Source organism: Polaribacter sp. AHE13PA (genome assembly GCF_019278505.1).
GTDB lineage: Bacteria > Bacteroidota > Bacteroidia > Flavobacteriales > Flavobacteriaceae > Polaribacter.
On sequence record NZ_CP058985.1, the window covers coordinates 2,099,827 to 2,118,433 of the forward strand.

The 18,607-nt window shown below is 31.0% G+C and carries 14 protein-coding genes; all 14 read right to left on the reverse strand.

Annotation, left to right across the window (positions count from 1 at the left end):
* Positions 1-69: 69 nt before the first annotated feature.
* The 14 genes from H0I28_RS09300 to H0I28_RS09365 all read right to left on the reverse strand — a co-directional run bounded on the left by H0I28_RS09300 (position 70) and on the right by H0I28_RS09365 (position 18,466).
* The gene (locus H0I28_RS09300) at positions 70-3,237 is read right to left on the reverse strand and encodes a S41 family peptidase (protein ID WP_218758916.1); all 3,168 of its coding nucleotides are present in this window, start codon (positions 3,235-3,237) and stop codon (positions 70-72) included.
* Positions 3,238-3,324: 87 nt separating this feature from the next.
* Positions 3,325-4,089, reverse strand: coding sequence for a tryptophan synthase subunit alpha (gene trpA / locus H0I28_RS09305; RefSeq protein WP_218758917.1), 765 nt, complete (start codon positions 4,087-4,089; stop codon positions 3,325-3,327).
* Entirely contained in the window at positions 4,086-4,877 is a 792-nt protein-coding gene (locus H0I28_RS09310) for a DUF3050 domain-containing protein (RefSeq protein ID WP_218758918.1), read from the reverse strand. Before H0I28_RS09310 ends, trpA begins: the two co-directional genes overlap by 4 nt.
* Entirely contained in the window at positions 4,877-6,061 is a 1,185-nt protein-coding gene (gene trpB / locus H0I28_RS09315) for a tryptophan synthase subunit beta (protein ID WP_218758919.1), read from the reverse strand. Before trpB ends, H0I28_RS09310 begins: the two co-directional genes overlap by 1 nt.
* 80 nt (positions 6,062-6,141) lie before the next feature.
* Positions 6,142-6,837 carry a phosphoribosylanthranilate isomerase gene (locus H0I28_RS09320; protein ID WP_218758920.1) on the reverse strand — a complete coding sequence of 232 codons (696 nt, stop codon included), beginning with the start codon at positions 6,835-6,837 and terminating at the stop codon, positions 6,142-6,144.
* 2 nt (positions 6,838-6,839) lie between these two features.
* Positions 6,840-7,628, reverse strand: a complete 789-nt coding sequence (gene trpC, locus H0I28_RS09325; protein ID WP_218758921.1) for an indole-3-glycerol phosphate synthase TrpC — start codon at positions 7,626-7,628, stop codon at positions 6,840-6,842.
* Positions 7,629-7,824: 196 nt separating this feature from the next.
* Positions 7,825-8,814: an anthranilate phosphoribosyltransferase gene (gene trpD, locus H0I28_RS09330; protein ID WP_218758922.1), complete on the reverse strand. Its 990-nt coding sequence runs from the start codon at positions 8,812-8,814 to the stop codon at positions 7,825-7,827.
* Positions 8,815-8,905: 91 nt separating this feature from the next.
* A complete protein-coding gene (locus tag H0I28_RS09335) occupies positions 8,906-9,484 on the reverse strand; it encodes an aminodeoxychorismate/anthranilate synthase component II (RefSeq protein WP_218758923.1) in 579 nt (192 codons plus the stop codon).
* Positions 9,485-9,695: 211 nt separating this feature from the next.
* Complete coding sequence (locus H0I28_RS09340) at positions 9,696-11,087, reverse strand: anthranilate synthase component I family protein (RefSeq protein ID WP_218758924.1); 1,392 nt, start codon at positions 11,085-11,087, stop codon at positions 9,696-9,698.
* A gap of 483 nt (positions 11,088-11,570) precedes the next feature.
* A complete protein-coding gene (locus tag H0I28_RS09345) occupies positions 11,571-11,723 on the reverse strand; it encodes a hypothetical protein (RefSeq protein WP_218758925.1) in 153 nt (50 codons plus the stop codon).
* Between the two features lie 507 nt (positions 11,724-12,230).
* Entirely contained in the window at positions 12,231-13,214 is a 984-nt protein-coding gene (locus tag H0I28_RS09350; RefSeq protein ID WP_218758926.1) for a hypothetical protein, read from the reverse strand.
* Between the two features lie 247 nt (positions 13,215-13,461).
* A complete protein-coding gene (gene gatB/aspS / locus H0I28_RS09355; protein WP_218758927.1) occupies positions 13,462-16,797 on the reverse strand; it encodes a bifunctional amidotransferase subunit GatB/aspartate--tRNA ligase AspS in 3,336 nt (1,111 codons plus the stop codon).
* Positions 16,797-18,197: an amidase family protein gene (locus H0I28_RS09360; RefSeq protein ID WP_218758928.1), complete on the reverse strand. Its 1,401-nt coding sequence runs from the start codon at positions 18,195-18,197 to the stop codon at positions 16,797-16,799. Before H0I28_RS09360 ends, gatB/aspS begins: the two co-directional genes overlap by 1 nt.
* A 2-nt stretch (positions 18,198-18,199) precedes the next feature.
* Positions 18,200-18,466 (reverse strand): hypothetical protein, encoded by a 267-nt coding sequence (locus H0I28_RS09365; RefSeq protein WP_068451264.1) that lies wholly within the window; start codon positions 18,464-18,466, stop codon positions 18,200-18,202.
* Positions 18,467-18,607: the final 141 nt, after the last annotated feature.

Here is an 18,607-nt window from a genome sequence, read left to right on the forward strand (position 1 = left end):
TAGTTATTAAACTACAAAAAAAAGCGAAACTTATTAAGTTTCGCTTTTTTTATGCTTATTATTTATTCACTAATTTAAATCTTGCAATAAAACCTCTACAGCTTTCTTTAACTGATCATCTTCTCCCCTTGCTTTCCATCCCGGTTTATTTTGTACTAAAATATCTGGTACTGCAGGTCCGTTTTCCATATTCATACCAGATTCTTTAACATACCAAGCTCTATAAGGCATTCTAATAGAACCATCTTGCAATCTTTGAGAACCTGTAGAAATTACAGCTCCAAAGGTTGGTTGCCCTACTACTTTACCTAACTTAAAACTTTTAAATGCGTGTGCAAAAATTTCTGCATTAGAATAACTGCTTTCATTTGTTAAAGCAACTAAAGGCTTTGTATTTACAGCCAATAAAGCTCTTTCGTTAAAAGGATAATTGCCAGAGAAATTTTTGTTATCTCTTTGTAAATTATCAGTTGCGCCTCTTGGTACAGTGTAAGAATGTTGTTGCACTGTTAAAACAGCCATTAAACGGTCTGTAGTCCAACCTCCACCATTATTTCTAACATCTATTACAATTCCTTTTTTACCATAACCACTTGCTTTTAACTCTCTTTCAAAACGCTCAAAACTTGGTAAATTCATTCCTTGTATATGAATATATCCTAATTGCCCGTTAGAATATTCATCTACTAACTTTTTTCTAGAGTTTATCCATTCTTCATAACGCAAATTACTAATCGTTCTCGTAGATTCTGTTCTTACCACAATTTCTCTTTTATCAGCTAGATTTAATAAGATTTCATTTTCAGAAGTATTTTTTAACAAACTATAAAAGTTAGTATTTTCTTTAATTTCTACTCCATTTACAGCGGTAATAACATCTCCTTTTTGCAAAGAAACATTGTTTTTTGTTGCTGTAGAGTTTGGTAAGATAAAGTTTATTTTCACTCCTTTTTTTACATTAGAAACATCCAAACCTAATAAACCAATATTATCATTAGAAACTTTTTCTGGCGTTTTACCTCTATATCCCATATGACTTGCATTTAACTGCCCTAACATGTTGTTAAACATAAAAGAATAGTCATGTTTACTTTCGGCAGCTAAAACCATTGGTCGGTATCTTTCTACAATTTTATCCCAATTATATCCATGAAACTTAGGATCATAAAAACCTGCAGTAATTGCCCTAACACCTTCTTCAAAAACTTGTTCATTTAGTTTACTAAAGTTAGTTGTATAGGTAGCTGAATGAGAGAATGATAAAACTTTATCAGATTTTAAGTTTAAAGATTTTAACTTTCCTTCTGCAGCATAATACAAGTTATCCTTATGTAAACTATAACCGCGTAAACCACCAACACCTTTAACTAATTTTGGTTTGCCTCCTTTTAAGTCTAATTTATACAAACCACTTTCACCTGTTGTTGCATCTAAAGCTGCAATATAAATACTCTTACTATCTGCACTAAAAAATCTTCCGCTTTCATTACCTGCCCAATTTGTTAACTGTACAAGTCTGTCGTAAATTTTATCTTCATCAATTTTTACATCAACAACTTTCTTTTCATCCTTGCTTTTAACATCTTCTTTAGAACTGTAATAATCTCCTTCTTCAAAATCTGTTTTGGTTTTTTCCCAATCAGATTTTTGTAACCAAATCATCCAAGTATCATAATTAATACCTCCTCTATCTCCTGCTCTATTAGAAACAAAAGAAAGTTTTTTTCCGTCTGGACTCCAAGCCGGAGAAGAATCTGACCTAGGATGCATAGAAACATTTATCTTTTTAGATGGATTTTCTATAGATTGAATATAGATTTCACTATCAAAATTTAAATCATCCTGAGAATATGCAATGTACTTGCTATCCGGACTCCAAGCTACACCCTCTGCAGCTGCCCAAGTATCAGAATAACTTTTAACGTTAACTATTTTACCCTCTTTTAAATCTGCAATTACCAATTGTCCTCTACCAATTCTATAAGAAATTTTCTTTCCATTTGGCGAAACTAATGGTTCAAAAACATCAATTTTACTTTTTGTTAGTTTTGTAACTTTCGTTTTTAGGCTTCTACTTAAGTTTACTTTATCATCTGTAGAAAAAACTTTATATAGCTCATTTTGACCGTTTCTATCTGATAAAAAACCTAATGTATTATCGTCTATCCAAAAAGGATTATCATCTTTAAAAGGATTATTACTAACATTATTTGTTTTCTTTTTATCCTTATTATTTTCTTTCACAAAAATTTCTCCGTTAATACTTAACGCTATTAATTTTCCGTTTGGCGAAACATTTAAATCTTTAATTCCGCTAGAAACCGTTTCTGTTTCTTCTAACTCAAATCTATTATCTGTTGCTAAGTTTAGGTTTATTTTTGATGTTGATCCATTTTCTATTTTAAAAACATCTAATCCGCTGTTGTAAATAATAGTACCATTGTTACTTACAGAGTAAGATAAAACACCATTAACTTTTAAATCTGTTAACTTATTTTCTGTACCATTTTTGCTACCGTTTGTATTTAATAAAGTTTTATAAATATTATATCTACCGCTTTCTGCACCTATATAAAACAAATTGCTTTGCGCATCCCAAAACGGAGAATGATCGTTTTTGTTACTTGTAGTAATTTGATGATATTTTTGGGTCTTTATATTATAAATCCAAATATCTCTTTGTGCAGGACCGTTATAATCTTCTCTAGAAATTCTACAAGTTCCTTTTACAAAAGCAACTAAATTACCGTTAGGCGATATAGAAGCCTGACTACCTAAAGCAGTCATAAAACGATTAGGAGTTTCTCCGTTTTCGTTAATTTTATAAATTGATGTTTCTCTTTCTGTTCCTTTATAAATTCTATTACTTGAAAATATAATTTCTCCATCAGCATTCCACTGACTCGGTGTATCTGTTGTAGGATAGTATGTTAATTGTTTAGGGATTCCTCCGTTTAAACCTGTTTTAAAAATGTTTGTATTTCCTCTTCTATTAGAAGTAAAAACTAACTGATTACTTTCTGAATTCCATGTAGGACTGGTCTCATAAGCTTGATGAATTGTTAGCCTTTTAGGCTGATTTGTTTTTAAATCGAGAACCCAAATATCACCATCAAAACTAAATGCCATCTTAGAAGCGTCTGGGCTTATAGATGGCATTCTTATTAAGGTGCTTTGAGCAATTAAAACAGTTGTACTAAATAGAACTGCATAAAAAAATAAAGTCTTTTTAATCATTATTACTGAGGTTTTAATGACCAAATTAAACTTTATTAAGTTTATAACGTTTTTTTAAATACTCTTTAAGAAATATTTAAGAGTTTCTTAACTTATTATAGGTTTAATAAAATCATCAATTTTATCAATACCATTTTCTCCTAAGTTCTTTATAAATGCAGAACCAATAATGGTTCCGTTTGCATATTTACAAGCAGTTGTAAAGGTTTGCTTATCAGAAATACCAAAACCAACAATTAAATTACTTTGCAAGTTCATGTTTTTAATTCTTTCGAAATATGCAATTTGTTGATTAGATATATCGCCTTTTGCACCGGTAATAGAAGCAGAAGCAACTACATAAATAAACGCTTTAGAATACGCATCTATTTTTCTAATTCTTTCTTCGGATGTATGCGGAGTAATTAAAAATACACTTGTAATTCCGTATTTTTCAAACAATGTTTTATAATGATTTTCAAACTCTACCATTGGTAAATCTGGAATAATAACTGTTTCTATACCACAATCTACTACTTTCTGACAAAACTTATCCTCACCATATTTAATCATCTGATTTAAATACCCCATTAAAACTAAAGGTGTTTTATTAGTGTCTTTAATCGTCATTAATTGATCGAATATAATGTCTAAATTAATTCCGTTTTCTAATGCTTTTTGGCTACTTTCTTGTATCGTAGGACCATCTGCTAAAGGATCTGAATATGGTAAACCAACTTCTATAAAATCTACACCACTTTTTTCTAATGCAGTAATTACCTTAGTAGTATCATCTAATTTAGGATAACCACAAGTAAAATAAATCGATAATAAATTTTTCTTTTCCTGAAAGATTGTTTCTAATTTTTTCATGCTAAAATTGGTTCGTTTTTACTTTTTAATTCTTCTTCTACAGCACTCCACAAATTAATTCTTACTTGCAAAGATTCTTTAGCAACCTCTAAAACTTCTTGCCATTTCTTTTCATCATTACCACATAATTCCTCAATCATTTGTAATGATAAAGGTCCATGTTCATCTCCATCTAACTCAATATGTCTTTCTAAATAATAGATAAAATTATCAAACTTTTTATTACTTTTTAAAGTTGTTTCTCCTACAATTTTTATAAACATATCTGGTATAATATCCTCTCTACCAAATGTAAAAGCTGCTGCAATTTTATGATCTTCTTTAGTATCAATTATTTTAAAAGTATACGTAACAAAGTCCTTTATAGCGTTATGCACTTCTAAATTATCAATAGATTTAAAAACGTCTTCACCTTTAGAAATTTCATCAATAAAACCTGCTATTTTAGAGCAATCTGCATTCATTTCTTGCATTGCATCTAAATACATTTCATAATGACTTTTTAAAACGCCATCTTTATTAACGTCACTTTCTTCTGCCAACGTAATTTCGTTGATAAAACGAACTAAGTTGGTGTTCTTCTTCGGAATCCAAGGAATTGAAACCGTTGTTAAGTTGATTTGCAATGCTTTTAAAAGCGACATAAAATCCCAAACAGCAAAAACATGTGCTTCCATAAATGTTTTAATATCATCTACAGAGTTTAGTTTTTTATACAATTCGTGATTTTTTAAATCGTCTCTTAAAGACACCAACTCACTTTCTATATGTGTTATTTTAGAATTCATTAGTCTTCTAAATGATTGATAAACGTTTCTAAATCTTTATCTCCTCTACCCGATAAATTAACCACCACAACTTGGTCCTTTTTAAATTTAATTTTTGATAAAACAGCCAAAGCATGCGCACTTTCTAAGGCAGGAATAATTCCCTCAATTCTAGTTAATTCATATGCTGCTGCCAATGCTTCTTTATCTGTAGCATCCATAAACTTAGCTCTTTTACTTTCGTATAAAAACGCATGTAAAGGGCCAACTCCCGGATAATCTAAACCTGCTGAAATAGAATAAGGTTCAACAATTTGTCCGTATTCATCTTGCATTAAAATGGTTTTAGAACCATGAATAATTCCTACTTGTCCTAATTGAGAAGTGGCAGCACTTTCTCCAGAATTCACTCCTAAACCAGAAGCTTCTACTGCTATTAGTTCTACCTCTTCATCATCCATATAGTGATAAAAAGCCCCAGCAGCATTAGAACCTCCTCCAACACATGCAATTATTGTATCCGGGTTTTCTTTTCCTGTTTTCTCTTTTAGCTGCCATTTCATTTCTTCTGAAATTACTGCTTGTAAACGTGCAACCATATCTGGGTACGGATGCGGACCAACTACAGAACCAATTAAGTAAAACGTTTCTGGATGCTGAATCCAATAACGAATCGCTTCATTTGTTGCGTCTTTTAAAGTTCTACTTCCGCTTAAAGCAGGAATTACTTTTGCACCCAACATTTTCATACGAGCAACATTTGGTGCTTGACGCTCAATGTCTTTTTCACCCATAAAAACAGTACATTCTAAGCCCATTAAAGCACAAACAGTAGCAGTAGCAACTCCGTGTTGCCCTGCGCCTGTTTCTGCTATAATCTTAGTTTTTCCTAATTTCTTAGCAACCAAAATCTGACCAATCGTATTGTTTACTTTATGTGCTCCTGTATGGTTTAAATCTTCTCGTTTTAAATAAATAAAAGCACCGTATTTTTCTGACAAACGTTTTGCCAAATACAACGGACTTGGGCGTCCCACGTAATCTTTTAATAAGGATTTATATTCCTCTTGAAACTCTTCCGATTCTAAAATTTGAAGGTAATTATCTTCTAACTCCTTTACATTCGGATATAACAATTCTGGGATAAAAGCACCTCCAAATTGTCCGTAATAACCATTTTTGTCTGGGTGAAATTTTGATTTCATATCTTAAATTGTGTAATTGTTTATTTGTTTAATCGTGTAATTGTTGATGTGCTTTTTTAGACAATTCAACTTTTACACAATTACACAGATATTTTATTTTTAAATTTTTCTAACTCTTCTATTTTCTTAACTCCTGGTTTACTTTCAAATTTACTATTTACATCTAAAGCGTAAATTGGTAAATTAGATTTTAATATTTTTTGTACTTCTTTTACATCTTCTAAACCGATTCCTCCACTTAAAAAGAAAGGCTTTTCAAAAGGATATTTTTCTAAAACAGACCAATCAAATTTTGTTCCGTTTCCGCCTCTTTCTTTACCTTTAGTATCAAACAGAAAGAAATCTACAACTTCTAAATAAGGCTTCAAAACATCAAAATTAAATTCGTCTTTAATTCCGAATACTTTAATAACCTCAACTTCATTTTTAGAAATGTAGTGTTTGTTTTTTTGCTTTTTTATCGTCTTGTTTTCTTCAATAAACAAAACTCTATTTTCTGCTAATTGCTTTTTTAAATTGATAACATATTCAACAGATTCATCTCCGTGTAACTGAATAGCTTCTAATCTATATTCTTCAACTAAAGAAATAACAATCTCAACATATTCATTTACAAAAACACCCGTTTTTTTTATCGAATTAGAAAATTCTGGAATAATTCCTTCAAAATTTCTTTTTGATTTTTCATAGAAAATAAAGCCCAAATAATCAGGTTGCAACGCTGCAACTTGTTGGATATTTTCTGTGAATTTCATTCCGCAAACTTTCAGTTTCATATTTATCTAATTTGATTGATAAATTCTAAACAAGCTTCTCCCGGGTTGTCTGTTTTCATAAAGTTTTCTCCTATTAAAAAACCTTGAAAACCAAATTCTTTCAATCCTGTAATTATCTTTGGGTCAGAAATTCCGCTTTCTGAAACCTTTAAACAAGTATCAGGAATTTGACCTGCCAATTTAATAGAATGTTCTAAATCAACTTCAAAAGTATTAAGATTTCTATTGTTGATTCCGATGATTTTATTGTCTAAATCGTTGATCTTATCTAAATCTTCTTGGGTATGAATTTCATATAAAACTTCTAAACCTAAATCTGTTGCTAAGTTTCCGTAGTTTTTTAATTCGGTTGCTGTTAAACAAGATGCTATCAATAAAATTACATCTGCTCCAATTGCTTTTGCTTCTACAATTTGAAATCCATCAACAATAAAATCTTTTCTAAGAATAGGTTTTTGTTGATTGATAATTCTCGCCTCCATTAAATCTGCCATCGTTCCACCAAAGAAAGAAGTGTCTGTTAAAATAGATTGTGCCGCTACATTGGCATCTAAATACCCATTGGTAACCTCTGCAATAGTTGCTTGGTCGTTAATGATTCCTTTTGATGGAGATTGACGTTTAAACTCTGCAATAATTCCGGTAGAACCAACTTCTAACAAAGATTTTTTTAATGAAAAAGTTGTTCTTCCAAAACTAGGACTTTTCACTAAATTCTGAACAGGAACTTCTGCTTTTATCTTAGCAATTTCCTTCTTTTTAAATGCTATTATTTTATCTAAAATTGTCATTTCTTATATATTCTGTCATTGCGAGGTACGAAGCAATCTGTTAATTCAAATTACAAGATTCCTTCAGTCATACTTCATTCGGAATGACGTTTTATTTATTACTATTTATTTTACTTCTGTCATTGCGAGGTACGAAGCAATCTCTTTTTATAAACAGAGTACTTCACTCATAACCTCGTTCGTAATGACATTCTAATTATAAACTCACTAACTTCTCTAATGTTTGTTTTGCTTTCAACCCGAAAAGCGAATCTTTTGCTTCATTAAAAGCAGCATCAAAAGGTTTTGTTTCATCAACAATAGTTAATGCAAAAGCAGCATTTGTTAAAACCACATTATTTTGTGCTTCTGTTCCTTTTCCTTCTAAAATAGATTTGAAAATTTTTGCTGCATCTGCTACAGAGTTTCCTCCAAAAATTTCTGATTGTTGAATTCTTTTCTGTCCTAAATCTTCCGGATTTATAATTTGTTCTCCGTTTTTAGTAAAGAACTTGAATCCGCTTGTTAAAGAGATCTCATCGTAACCATCTAAGGCATGAATAATTCCGTAATTGATATCTTCTTCTTGTAAAATGTAATTATACAAACGTGCAACTTCCATATTAAAAGTACCTAACATATGGTTCTTAGGCGAACTTGGGTTTACCAAAGGACCTAGCATATTAAAGAACGTTTTTAATGCCAACGCTTTTCTTGTTGGCCCAACCGCTTTCATTGCCGGATGAAATTTTGGAGCATGTAAAAAACAAATATTTGCTTTTTCTAGCTGCTCTTTTAAAACGTTTTGGTCATTTGTAAAATTGTAACCAAAACTTTCTAACATATCTGAAGAACCCGACTGAGAAGACACTGAATAATTACCGTGTTTTGCTACTTTTTGTCCGGTACCTGCAACGATAAATGATGTTAAGGTTGATATATTGAAGGTGTCTTTTCCATCGCCACCAGTTCCTACGATATCTATGGCATTATAATCTGATAAATCTACTTTTATAGCTAACTCCATTAATGCATCTCTAAAACCTGCAAGTTCATTTGCGGTAATTGGGCGCATCATAAAAACAGTCATAAATGATGCTAAATGCGCATCATTGTATTTCTCTGCAGCAATATCTTTTAAGATTTGTTTTGCTTCAGATTTAGACAATCTTTCGTGATTATATAATTTGTTTAAAATTGCTTTCATAATTCTTACTTGTCATTGCGAATCAAATGATAATTTGATGTGGCAATCTTTTAATTAAAAATGAGATTACTTCGTTTCTCTCGTAATGACATTACTTTTTTACACTATTGATAAAATTAGTAACCAACTGCTCACCAACATCTGTTAAAATAGATTCTGGGTGAAACTGAACCGCAGAAATTGGAAATATTTTGTGCTCAATTGCCTGAATTAATCCATCTTCATCTCTTGCTGTTACTTGTATTTCTTCAGGAAAACCTTCGTCTGTTGCTGCCCAAGAATGGTAACGAGCCGCCATAAATGTTTCTGGAACATCTTTAAAGATAGTCGCATTTGTATCTGTTACTTTCATTTCTGTGGCAACTCCGTGAAAAACATCGTCTAAATTAATGATTTTGCCACCAAAAACTTCTGTTATTGCCTGTAAACCTAAACAAACTCCGAATATTGGTTTTATGCCTGCGTATGTTTTAATGACCTCTTTTAAGATGCCTGCTTCATCTGGAATTCCTGGACCTGGAGACAACATAATGATATCATACGTACCTACATCTGCAATACTTATTTCGTCGTTTCTAAAAACTGCAGGAAAGTTTCCTGTAATTTTCTCTACCATATGAACTAAGTTATAGGTAAACGAATCGTAATTATCTAAAATTAATATTTTCATGTTTTTTCTAATTGTCATTGCGAAGCAAATTTTTCATTTGCTGTGGCAATCTGTTTTATTAATTAAGAGATTACTTTGTCGGAAAAACTCCTCGTAATGACTTAATACTCACTTTCGCGTTAGGGATTTACACCGTTCGAATATCTGCTGATATTCTTAACCTTTTTTCTTTTTCGGAAAAAAGATATAGTGGAAAGCCTGTTAAAACGCCCTAAATATTTTCTGCTAAAATTAACGCTTTATTTAACGCTGCTAATTTATTATTTACTTCTTGTAATTCTTTTTCTTCGTCGGAATGAATAACGATTCCTGCTCCGGCTTGCGAGTACAAAACATTATTTTTACTCACAAACGAACGAATAGCAATCGCTAAATTTACAGAACCATCTAAACCGATAATTCCGACTGCTCCACCATAAAAACCACGAGTTTGATTTTCATATTTGTCTATCAACTCCATTGCTTTGTACTTTGGCGCGCCACTTAAGGTTCCGGCAGGAAAAGTGTCTCCAACAATTTCTATTGGGTTTCCTTTAATCTTTCCTCTAACCGTAGAAACCAAGTGAATTACGTGGCTAAAATACTGTATTTCTTTAAAAACCTCAACGGTAACTTTATCGGCATGTTTGCTTAAATCGTTACGAGCTAAATCTACCAACATTACGTGTTCTGCCGTTTCCTTTTTATCTTCGGATAATTTTTTACCCAGCTTTATGTCTTCTGCCATATCGCCCGTTCTTCTAAACGTACCTGCAATAGGATTGATAGTAGCTTTACCTGCAGAAATTTTAATTTGTGCTTCTGGTGAAGAGCCCATTAATTTGAAAGACCCGTAATCGAAATAAAATAAATATGGCGACGGATTGATAGAACGCAATGCTCTATAGACATTGAATTCGTCTCCTTTAAATTTTTGTTGAAATTGGCGTGATAATACCAGTTGAAAAACATCTCCTCTTTTACAGTGCGATTTTGCTTTTCTTACATAGTCTTTAAATTCTTCGCCTGTAACATTGGAAGTTTCTTCGCCTACAATTTCGAATTTCTGCGTATTAAATGCTTGTGCATCAATAATAGTTTGAACTTCTTTAATACGAGATTCTGTGCCTTCTTCTATATTTTCTATCAATGTCATTTCATCATTAAAATGATTAATGGCAATAATAAAACGGTAAAAACTGTACTGCATTTCTGGAATTGCAGAAGGTGCTTTCTTGTTAGTAAATTGAATATTCTCAAAATACTGAACAGAATCAAAAGTAGTATACCCGTACAATCCGTTGAATGATTTTAATTCGTCAGGACACTCTAATTCTATAGAATTGGTGAATTTATCGAATAACTCATAAAAGTTTTTATTGATAGGTTGTTCATCTAGTTGTGTTCCTTTGTGAGAAACAGAAAACTGATAATTATCTACTTTCATAGAAACAATTGGCTCCACGGCAATAAAAGAGAAACTTTCTTCTTTACTATGATAATCTGAACTTTCTAACAACAAAGTGTTAGCGTATTTGTCTCTAAAACGCAGGTACAAACCTACCGGCGTAACGGTATCTGCAATCTTTGTTTTGTGAATTGTTTTAAACTGTAATTTTTTCATTTTACTTTTTATCTGGTCGAGCGCAGTCGAGACTTATTTTGGAACCTCTCGACTGCACTCGAGGGGACATTTGTCTATTCTTTTTAACTTTGGATGATTTAAAAAATCATCATAAAAAAAAGGCTTATCGTGAGATAAGCCTTTTTAAATTTTATGTTGTATACATATAGGTTTTTTCTCACTTATTATATAAGAGAGTTCCACCAACCTGTATTTATTGTATTATTTTTCATTGTTTAACAAAAGTAAGATAGATTTTTTAAACAAGCAACCTTTAGTTTGATTTATTTTGGATTTAACCACAAAGAGCGGATTTCTTTTGTAAAAAATTCTTTCTAGCTTACCTTCTTATTTCAATAGGATTTCTATAAAAATCGAATACTTCTACCAGCTTTCTGATTCTTTTTCTAAATCTTCTACTTTGGTAAAGTTTCCATTTTTTACAGATTTTAAAGTACTCTGCACCTTTTCTACATACATTTCTTAAGTTAATTCCTCTCCTTGAACAGTATAAGCCACAATTTTTTTATTAGATAGTTGCAACTCTAAAAATTCTTCAAAACGCTGAATTAAATCGATGTCTTTTATTTGATCGAAACGTTCTTTAAATATATTTTTTCTTGCAGCTAAATCCATAACGTAAAGGTTTAAGTACTACAAATATATGGAATTTTAAAATAAATATGGAATTCAGTCTCTTACAGCTTTCTTATCGAGTGTTTAAAATAATGGTTGTGGTACTTGCTAGAAACATGCACTAACGAGTATTTTATTTAGATTATACAGGAATAGCTTCTTTAAAGTAAATGTATTATTAGCTAGTAAATAACAACATCTAAGATAGATTAGCATTTATGACTTGAATGTACTCCACATGATTTAAAATTATTTTTATCTATTATACCTTAGTTAACAAGTTAGTTATTTCTAAAAAAAACAAGCTCCACTATTTTTTATAGTAGAGCTTGTTTTTTTGTGAGGTTAAATACTATTAAAAAACAACAGTATTGATTTTTTTACTTTTAATTAACCGATTATAATATCTTTTTTCATGTGACTTATTTTATTTAAAGGTTCTTATTAATATGTATATCTCAAATTTCGTGCAAATATTGCGAAATAAAAGTTAAAATTAATGTTAATTTATTTATAAATTAAAAGAAATCCTTGATTTTTAAACAATAAACCAGTGTATCTTGCTTTTAATTTCTTACCGTATCCATTAACCGACGGTTCTACTTTCCATTTACCTAAAGCTCCAACGTTTAACCATTCAAACTCCATTTCTTTAGGATACGTTAAATTTAACTCTAAATTTTCATATAACCAAACTGCAGAGTGAGATCTGTAAGGATTTTCAGCTAAATTATAAATTTTAGTATCTTTTCTAGTAACAATATAATCTTTTTTAGTTGATTTACAGTCTATTTTAGCGTTAAAAGAAATATTTAAGTTAGTTTTAGTTCTTTTAACTTTTAACTCATTCTCAATTGAATACTTAACATCTACATCATTTACAGTAAGTTGTTCCAACTGATAAGTTGTTTTACCTAAATCGTCTGAAGGGAAAGGGATCACACTGCTAAACTTTAAATCTACACAATCTACATCGTCAGTAATTAATTTATAAACTGTTTCTTCTGTAATTTTAATGTAACCTTCATTTGCTGTATCATATTCAATTATTGTCTCTATTTTGTAGTCTTTATAGTAATAATCATGATCTATTGGTAAATAATACTCTTTAATAATTTTTTGTAATGGTGTACTAATTTTTTGAAACTTTTGCTTACAAAGCTGAAGAGTTATTTTTTCCCATATAATTTCTAAATCATTTCTTTTTTCTAAATGGTCTTCAGCATAAACAACTTTTCTTAATTCTTCTTTAAAAATACCTGTAAACTGATAAGACTTTACAATCCCCATAAAAACTGCACTAGACATAAAAACAGACCCTAATGTTGTTAAAAAATCATAAAACCAATCATAGTTCCAATCATACTTCCAACCTTCGGAATAATCCAAAATTTTAAAATACCCAAAGAAATAAAGACCTATTCCTAATAGTAAAACCCAAAACGAAAAGTATTTTATTCCTGGAATTGTTTGTGTAAAAAATTTTATCATAGATTTTTTTTTATTGCAAAGAAAGTGAAAATTTATTAAAAATATAAAACACAAATTCCCATAAAAAACTAAGAAACAAAAACACTATTCCATTTAAAATAAATTACTTTATTTTTGTAACATCCTATTTAACCAATGTTCAATTACTAATTTAGACTAAAACATCTATTGTAAACCCGATTTCAATTATAACAAAAAAAAATCTCGCTTTCGCGAGATTTTTATCTTTTAAAGAATTACTGAAAATTTATTTCCTAATAATCCTAACATTCATCTCTTCTACCTTTTTATCCGATAAAATTGAAGGTGCATTAAACAATAAATCTTCGGATGAACCTGTTTTAGGAAAAGCCATTACCTCTCTAATAGAAGCTTTCTTTTCTAAAATCATCATTAATCTGTCTACTCCCCAAGCAATTCCTCCGTGAGGCGGCGCTCCATATTGAAACGCTTTGTACATTGTACCTACACTTTTCATCATTTCTTCTTTATTGTAACCCATATTTTTATAGGTTGCTTCTAAAATTTCTGATTTATGTGCACGAACAGAACCTCCACCAATCTCATAACCGTTTAAGATTAAATCGTATTGTTGCGCTATAATAGTTCCTATTTCTTCTCCTTCTCCAGTCATGTGCTTTTCTAAGTCATAGATTGCTGGCATAGAAAAAGGATTGTGTGTAAATGTCCATCTTCCTTCATCTGTTTTTTCAAACATTGGAAAATCTACAACCCACGCTGGTCTTAATTCTTTCGGGTTTATCAACTTTAAAATACGTCCCATTTCTTGACGAACAGCATCTAACGCTTTGTTAGCAGTTGCATAATCTGCTGCTGAGAAAAATACAATATCACCAACTTGTGCATCTGTAGCTTTAATAATATTGGCTGCAATTTCTTCTCCTAAAAACTTAATAATTGGCGATTGTAAATCATTTTCATTTACAATAATATAAGCCAAACCACCTAAACCATTTTGTTGTGCAATAGCTGTTAAATTTTCTATTTGTCCTTTAGACATACGTTTGTTTCCTTGCTCTGCTGCAGAAACTTTAATACATTTTACAATTCCGCCGTCTTCAATTGGTTTGCTAAAAACTTGGAATGTGGTATCTTTTACAATATCTGTAATATCTTGCATTTGCAATCCATAACGTAAATCTGGTCTATCACAACCATATTTATCCATTGCTTCTTTATACGTAATTACTTCAAACGGACGTAAAACCCATTTTTTACCATATATTTTTTTGACAATTTCATTAAACATTTTGGTGTTTAAATCGATAATTTGCTGCATACTTGCGTACGCCATTTCTATATCTAATTGTGTGAATTCTGGTTGTCTATCTCCACGAGAATCCTCATCTCTAAAACAACGTGCTATTTGAAAATATTTTTCAAAACCACCCACCATTAACATTTGCTTAAATTGTTGTGGCGCTTGTGGTAACGTGTAAAAAGAACCTGCTTGTTTTCTTGTAGGTACAATAAACTCTCTTGCTCCTTCGTCTGTACCTGCAGTTAAAATAGGCGTTTCAATTTCTAAAAACTCTTCTTCATCTAAGATATCACGCATTAGCTTGATTACTTTATGACGGTTTACAATAGCTTTACGAACCTCATCATTTCTATGATCTAAAAACTTATATTGAAAACGAACATTCTCATTCGATTTCATTGCTCTTTTTATTTCAAAAGGAAGCGTTTTAGATAAGTTTAAAATATCCAAAGCAGCTGTTTCTAATTCTAATTTACCAGTTCTTAAACCTGCATTATAATCATCTTCATTACGCTGAACCACAACTCCGGTTACAGAAATAACAGATTCTGATTTTAACTTTACAAGCTCATCTAAATTAGGAAATGTTTCTCTACTTAAACGTACCTGAAAAACTTGATTGCTAGAATCGCGTAAATCAATAAAAATTAATTCACCATGATCTCTAACACTAGAAACCCAACCAGATAAAGTAACCTCATCATTAATTGAATCTTCTGATATTTGAGAAATTTTATGTGTTCTATATTCCTCTTTTATAATAATAGGAACTTGAGGTAAAGTTTCTTCTTCTATTTTTGCTTTTGGTTGATCGCTAGTTACTTTTAACTCATCAGCTACAGCTGTACTCTTTGTCGTTTTAGCATCCGCAGAACAAGCATTTAATATTTCTTGACGAATTACTTTCCCTGAAGCGCCTTTACCAATAATACCAATTACTTTACCAACAAGAATACCTGCTTTCCCTTGGTTTCCTGCTTTAATATCATTTGCAGTTGCTTCGTTTTCTGAAACTACTTTTGCAACAGCAGCTTTAATTTTATCTTCAGAAATGGTATTGTCTTCAAAGTACTTTTTATAATCGAAAGTTCTATCTTTTAAATACGATGTAATTCCGTTTTGTACTAATACAGACGTTATTTTATCTTCTTTAAATAATTGAAAAATTTCAATTAACTGATCCACACTATGAATATTCTTATACTCATCTGCTCCAATATTATTTACCAATGTTTTGGCAACAAAAGAAGCGTCATTTATTTTATTATTGATCGCAACAAAAACTTCTGAACGTAAAGAATCTGCTGTAAAAAACTTAGCATCTTGTGGTAAAACGCCACCTTTTATCAAAATAGATTCTACTGCAAAAGGCAAAGAACTAATATCAACATGTATACTATCTACAACTTTTTTGATGTTTACAAAAGGTAAATCTGGTTCAGAAATAAAACGATAATCTGCTTCAAATTCCTTTTTACGCATTGTTTTGGTTTGCTTTAAATCTGCATCCCATAAAACAGTTGTTTGGTCTGGTCTAAATGCTTTATTTTCTACATAATAGCTTAATTGCTTTTCAATTTCTTCCTTTAAAGCATCTACCATAAACTTAAAAGAATTTAAGTTTTTGATTTCTGTTCTCGGGTTTAAATCATACGTGTGTTTTTTACGAAGTGATACAGAAACATCCGACTTAAACTCACCTTTTTCTAAGTTAGCTTCAGATATTTTTAAATTCTGAACAATACGCTGAATGTATTGTGCATACGTAGATGCATCTTCTATGTGACGAATACAAGGATCGGTTACAATTTCTATTAACGGAACACCTGCTTTGTTAAAATCGACTAAAGAAACTTTCTTTTCGTGCATTAATTTTGCAGCATCTTCCTCTATATGAGTTTGTGTTAAACTCACTGTAAATTGCGAACCATCATTTCTATAACAAGAAACTTGTCCATCTGGAATTACAGGATTATGAAACTGTGTAATTTGAATATTCTTTGGGTTATCTGGGTATTCATAATGTTTACGATCCCAAGAAATAACTTCATTAGAAAAAGTAGATTTTACTGCTTTTCCAAAATAAATAGCTTTAGTTATTGCTTCTTTATTTATAGAAGGTAAAACTCCCATTTGCCCAGTACAAACCGAACATATATTTTGATTTGGTTGTTCTATTTCTTGATTTGCACAAGAACAGAATAACTTTGTTTTTGTATTTAATCGAACGTGAGTTTCAATACCGATTACTAACTCTAAGTCGTGCTTTTTTATAAGCTCATTTAATTGTTCCAGTTCCATTATATCGTATCTTTTAAGAAGTTAGCAAACTTCAAAACAAGTTCGTCATTATTTTTTGCTGCCGTAATTTGTAATCCTGTTTCTGTTCCTTGTGGCACTGTTAATGTTGGCAATTGTCCTAAACTAAAACCAACCGTATACGCATCAGACAAATACATGGCTAAAGGATCTTTTAAACTATCGCCAATTTTTGGTGGCGAATTTGGTGTTACTGGTGATAAAATAATAGCAACTTCTTTAAAATCTTTTTCAAAATTAGCTATAATCTGATCTCTTACATTTAACCCTTTTAAATAGATTTCATCAGAAAAACCTTGAGATAATACTTGATTTCCACCAACAATTCTACGTTTAGATTCTTCAGAGAAATTTTCTGATCTTGTAATAGAATACGTGTCTTTTAAAGTATCGCCCTCTATTCTATTTCCGTAATTTGTACCATCTAATCTAGATAGATTCGATGCCGTTTCTGCCATTGCTAAAGTATAGTAGGTAGAAACTAAAGTATCAGACTCAAAGAAATCTAATTCTTTTACTTCAATTCCTTTGGCTTTTATTTTTTCTATGGTTGCTAAAAAGTCCGCTTTTACTTTTGCATCAATTGCATTGTTTTCGATGAAATTTTTAAAGTATCCAACAGTTTTTATTTCATCAGCATTTAAAATATTTTCTTCTGATATAGCTTCCGATTGATACGTGGTTTGATCTTTAATATCCTTACCACTCATCACATTTAAAACAATTCTAATATCTTCTATCGATTTTGCAATGGGTCCAACACAATCTGTAGAAGATGCGTACGCCATTAATCCGAATCTAGAAATTCTTCCGTAGGTTGGTTTTAATCCGTAGACATTATTATAACCTGCCGGTTGACGAACAGAACCTCCTGTATCTCCACCAATTGAAAATACCGTAAAATCTTTGGCAACATTTACTGCAGAACCTCCACTAGAACCACCAGAAACTAAATCTGTATTGATTGCGTTTTTAACGGCTCCGAAAATGGTGTTTTCAGATGATGAACCGTGCCCAAAAGAATCACAATTTTCTTTTACTAATGGTATTGCGCCTGCATCAAATAATTTCTGAATGGCAGTTGCCGTGTAAGGCGATTTATATTTTTTAAGTAAATCTGAACTCGCCGTTGTTAAAGTTCCTTGCACCATGTACACGTCTTTAATTCCGAACGGAATTCCTTCTAACAAACCAATTTCTTGTCCGTTTGCAATTTTAGCATCTACTTTAGCAGCTAATTCTAGCGCCAATGTATCTAAAAGTGAATTGACAGTATTGTGTGTGTTCGATTTTAATAAATCTAATCTTTCTTGTACCAGTTTTGTACACGAAATTTCTTTGTTCACCAATTGCTGATGAATTTTATGTATTTGCGATTCCATAATTATTCTTCTATCACTTTAGAAACTACTAAAAAACCATTCTTTTCTTTCGGAAAGTTTTCTATAATTATTTGTTTTTCTGCCTGCGGACTATCAATAACAACATCTTCTCTTAAATCATCTAAAGTTACAGCATTGTTATGATTGGTATTAACGTTATTATCTGATGTATTGGCATTTTTAATTACCTCAAATAATTGATTCACCGATTCCGATGGCTCTGCTCCTTTAATACTAGACAAAATGTCTACCGTCATTATTTTGCTCATTTCTTTATTTTTTAATTAAGATTCTGAAACCAGTTCAGAACATGAAAAAAGCCTTCCGATTAGGAAGGCTTTATGTATATATCTATAAACAACAACCTCCCTACCCTAACAATTAGGATTATTGAAATTACGATTGTTATT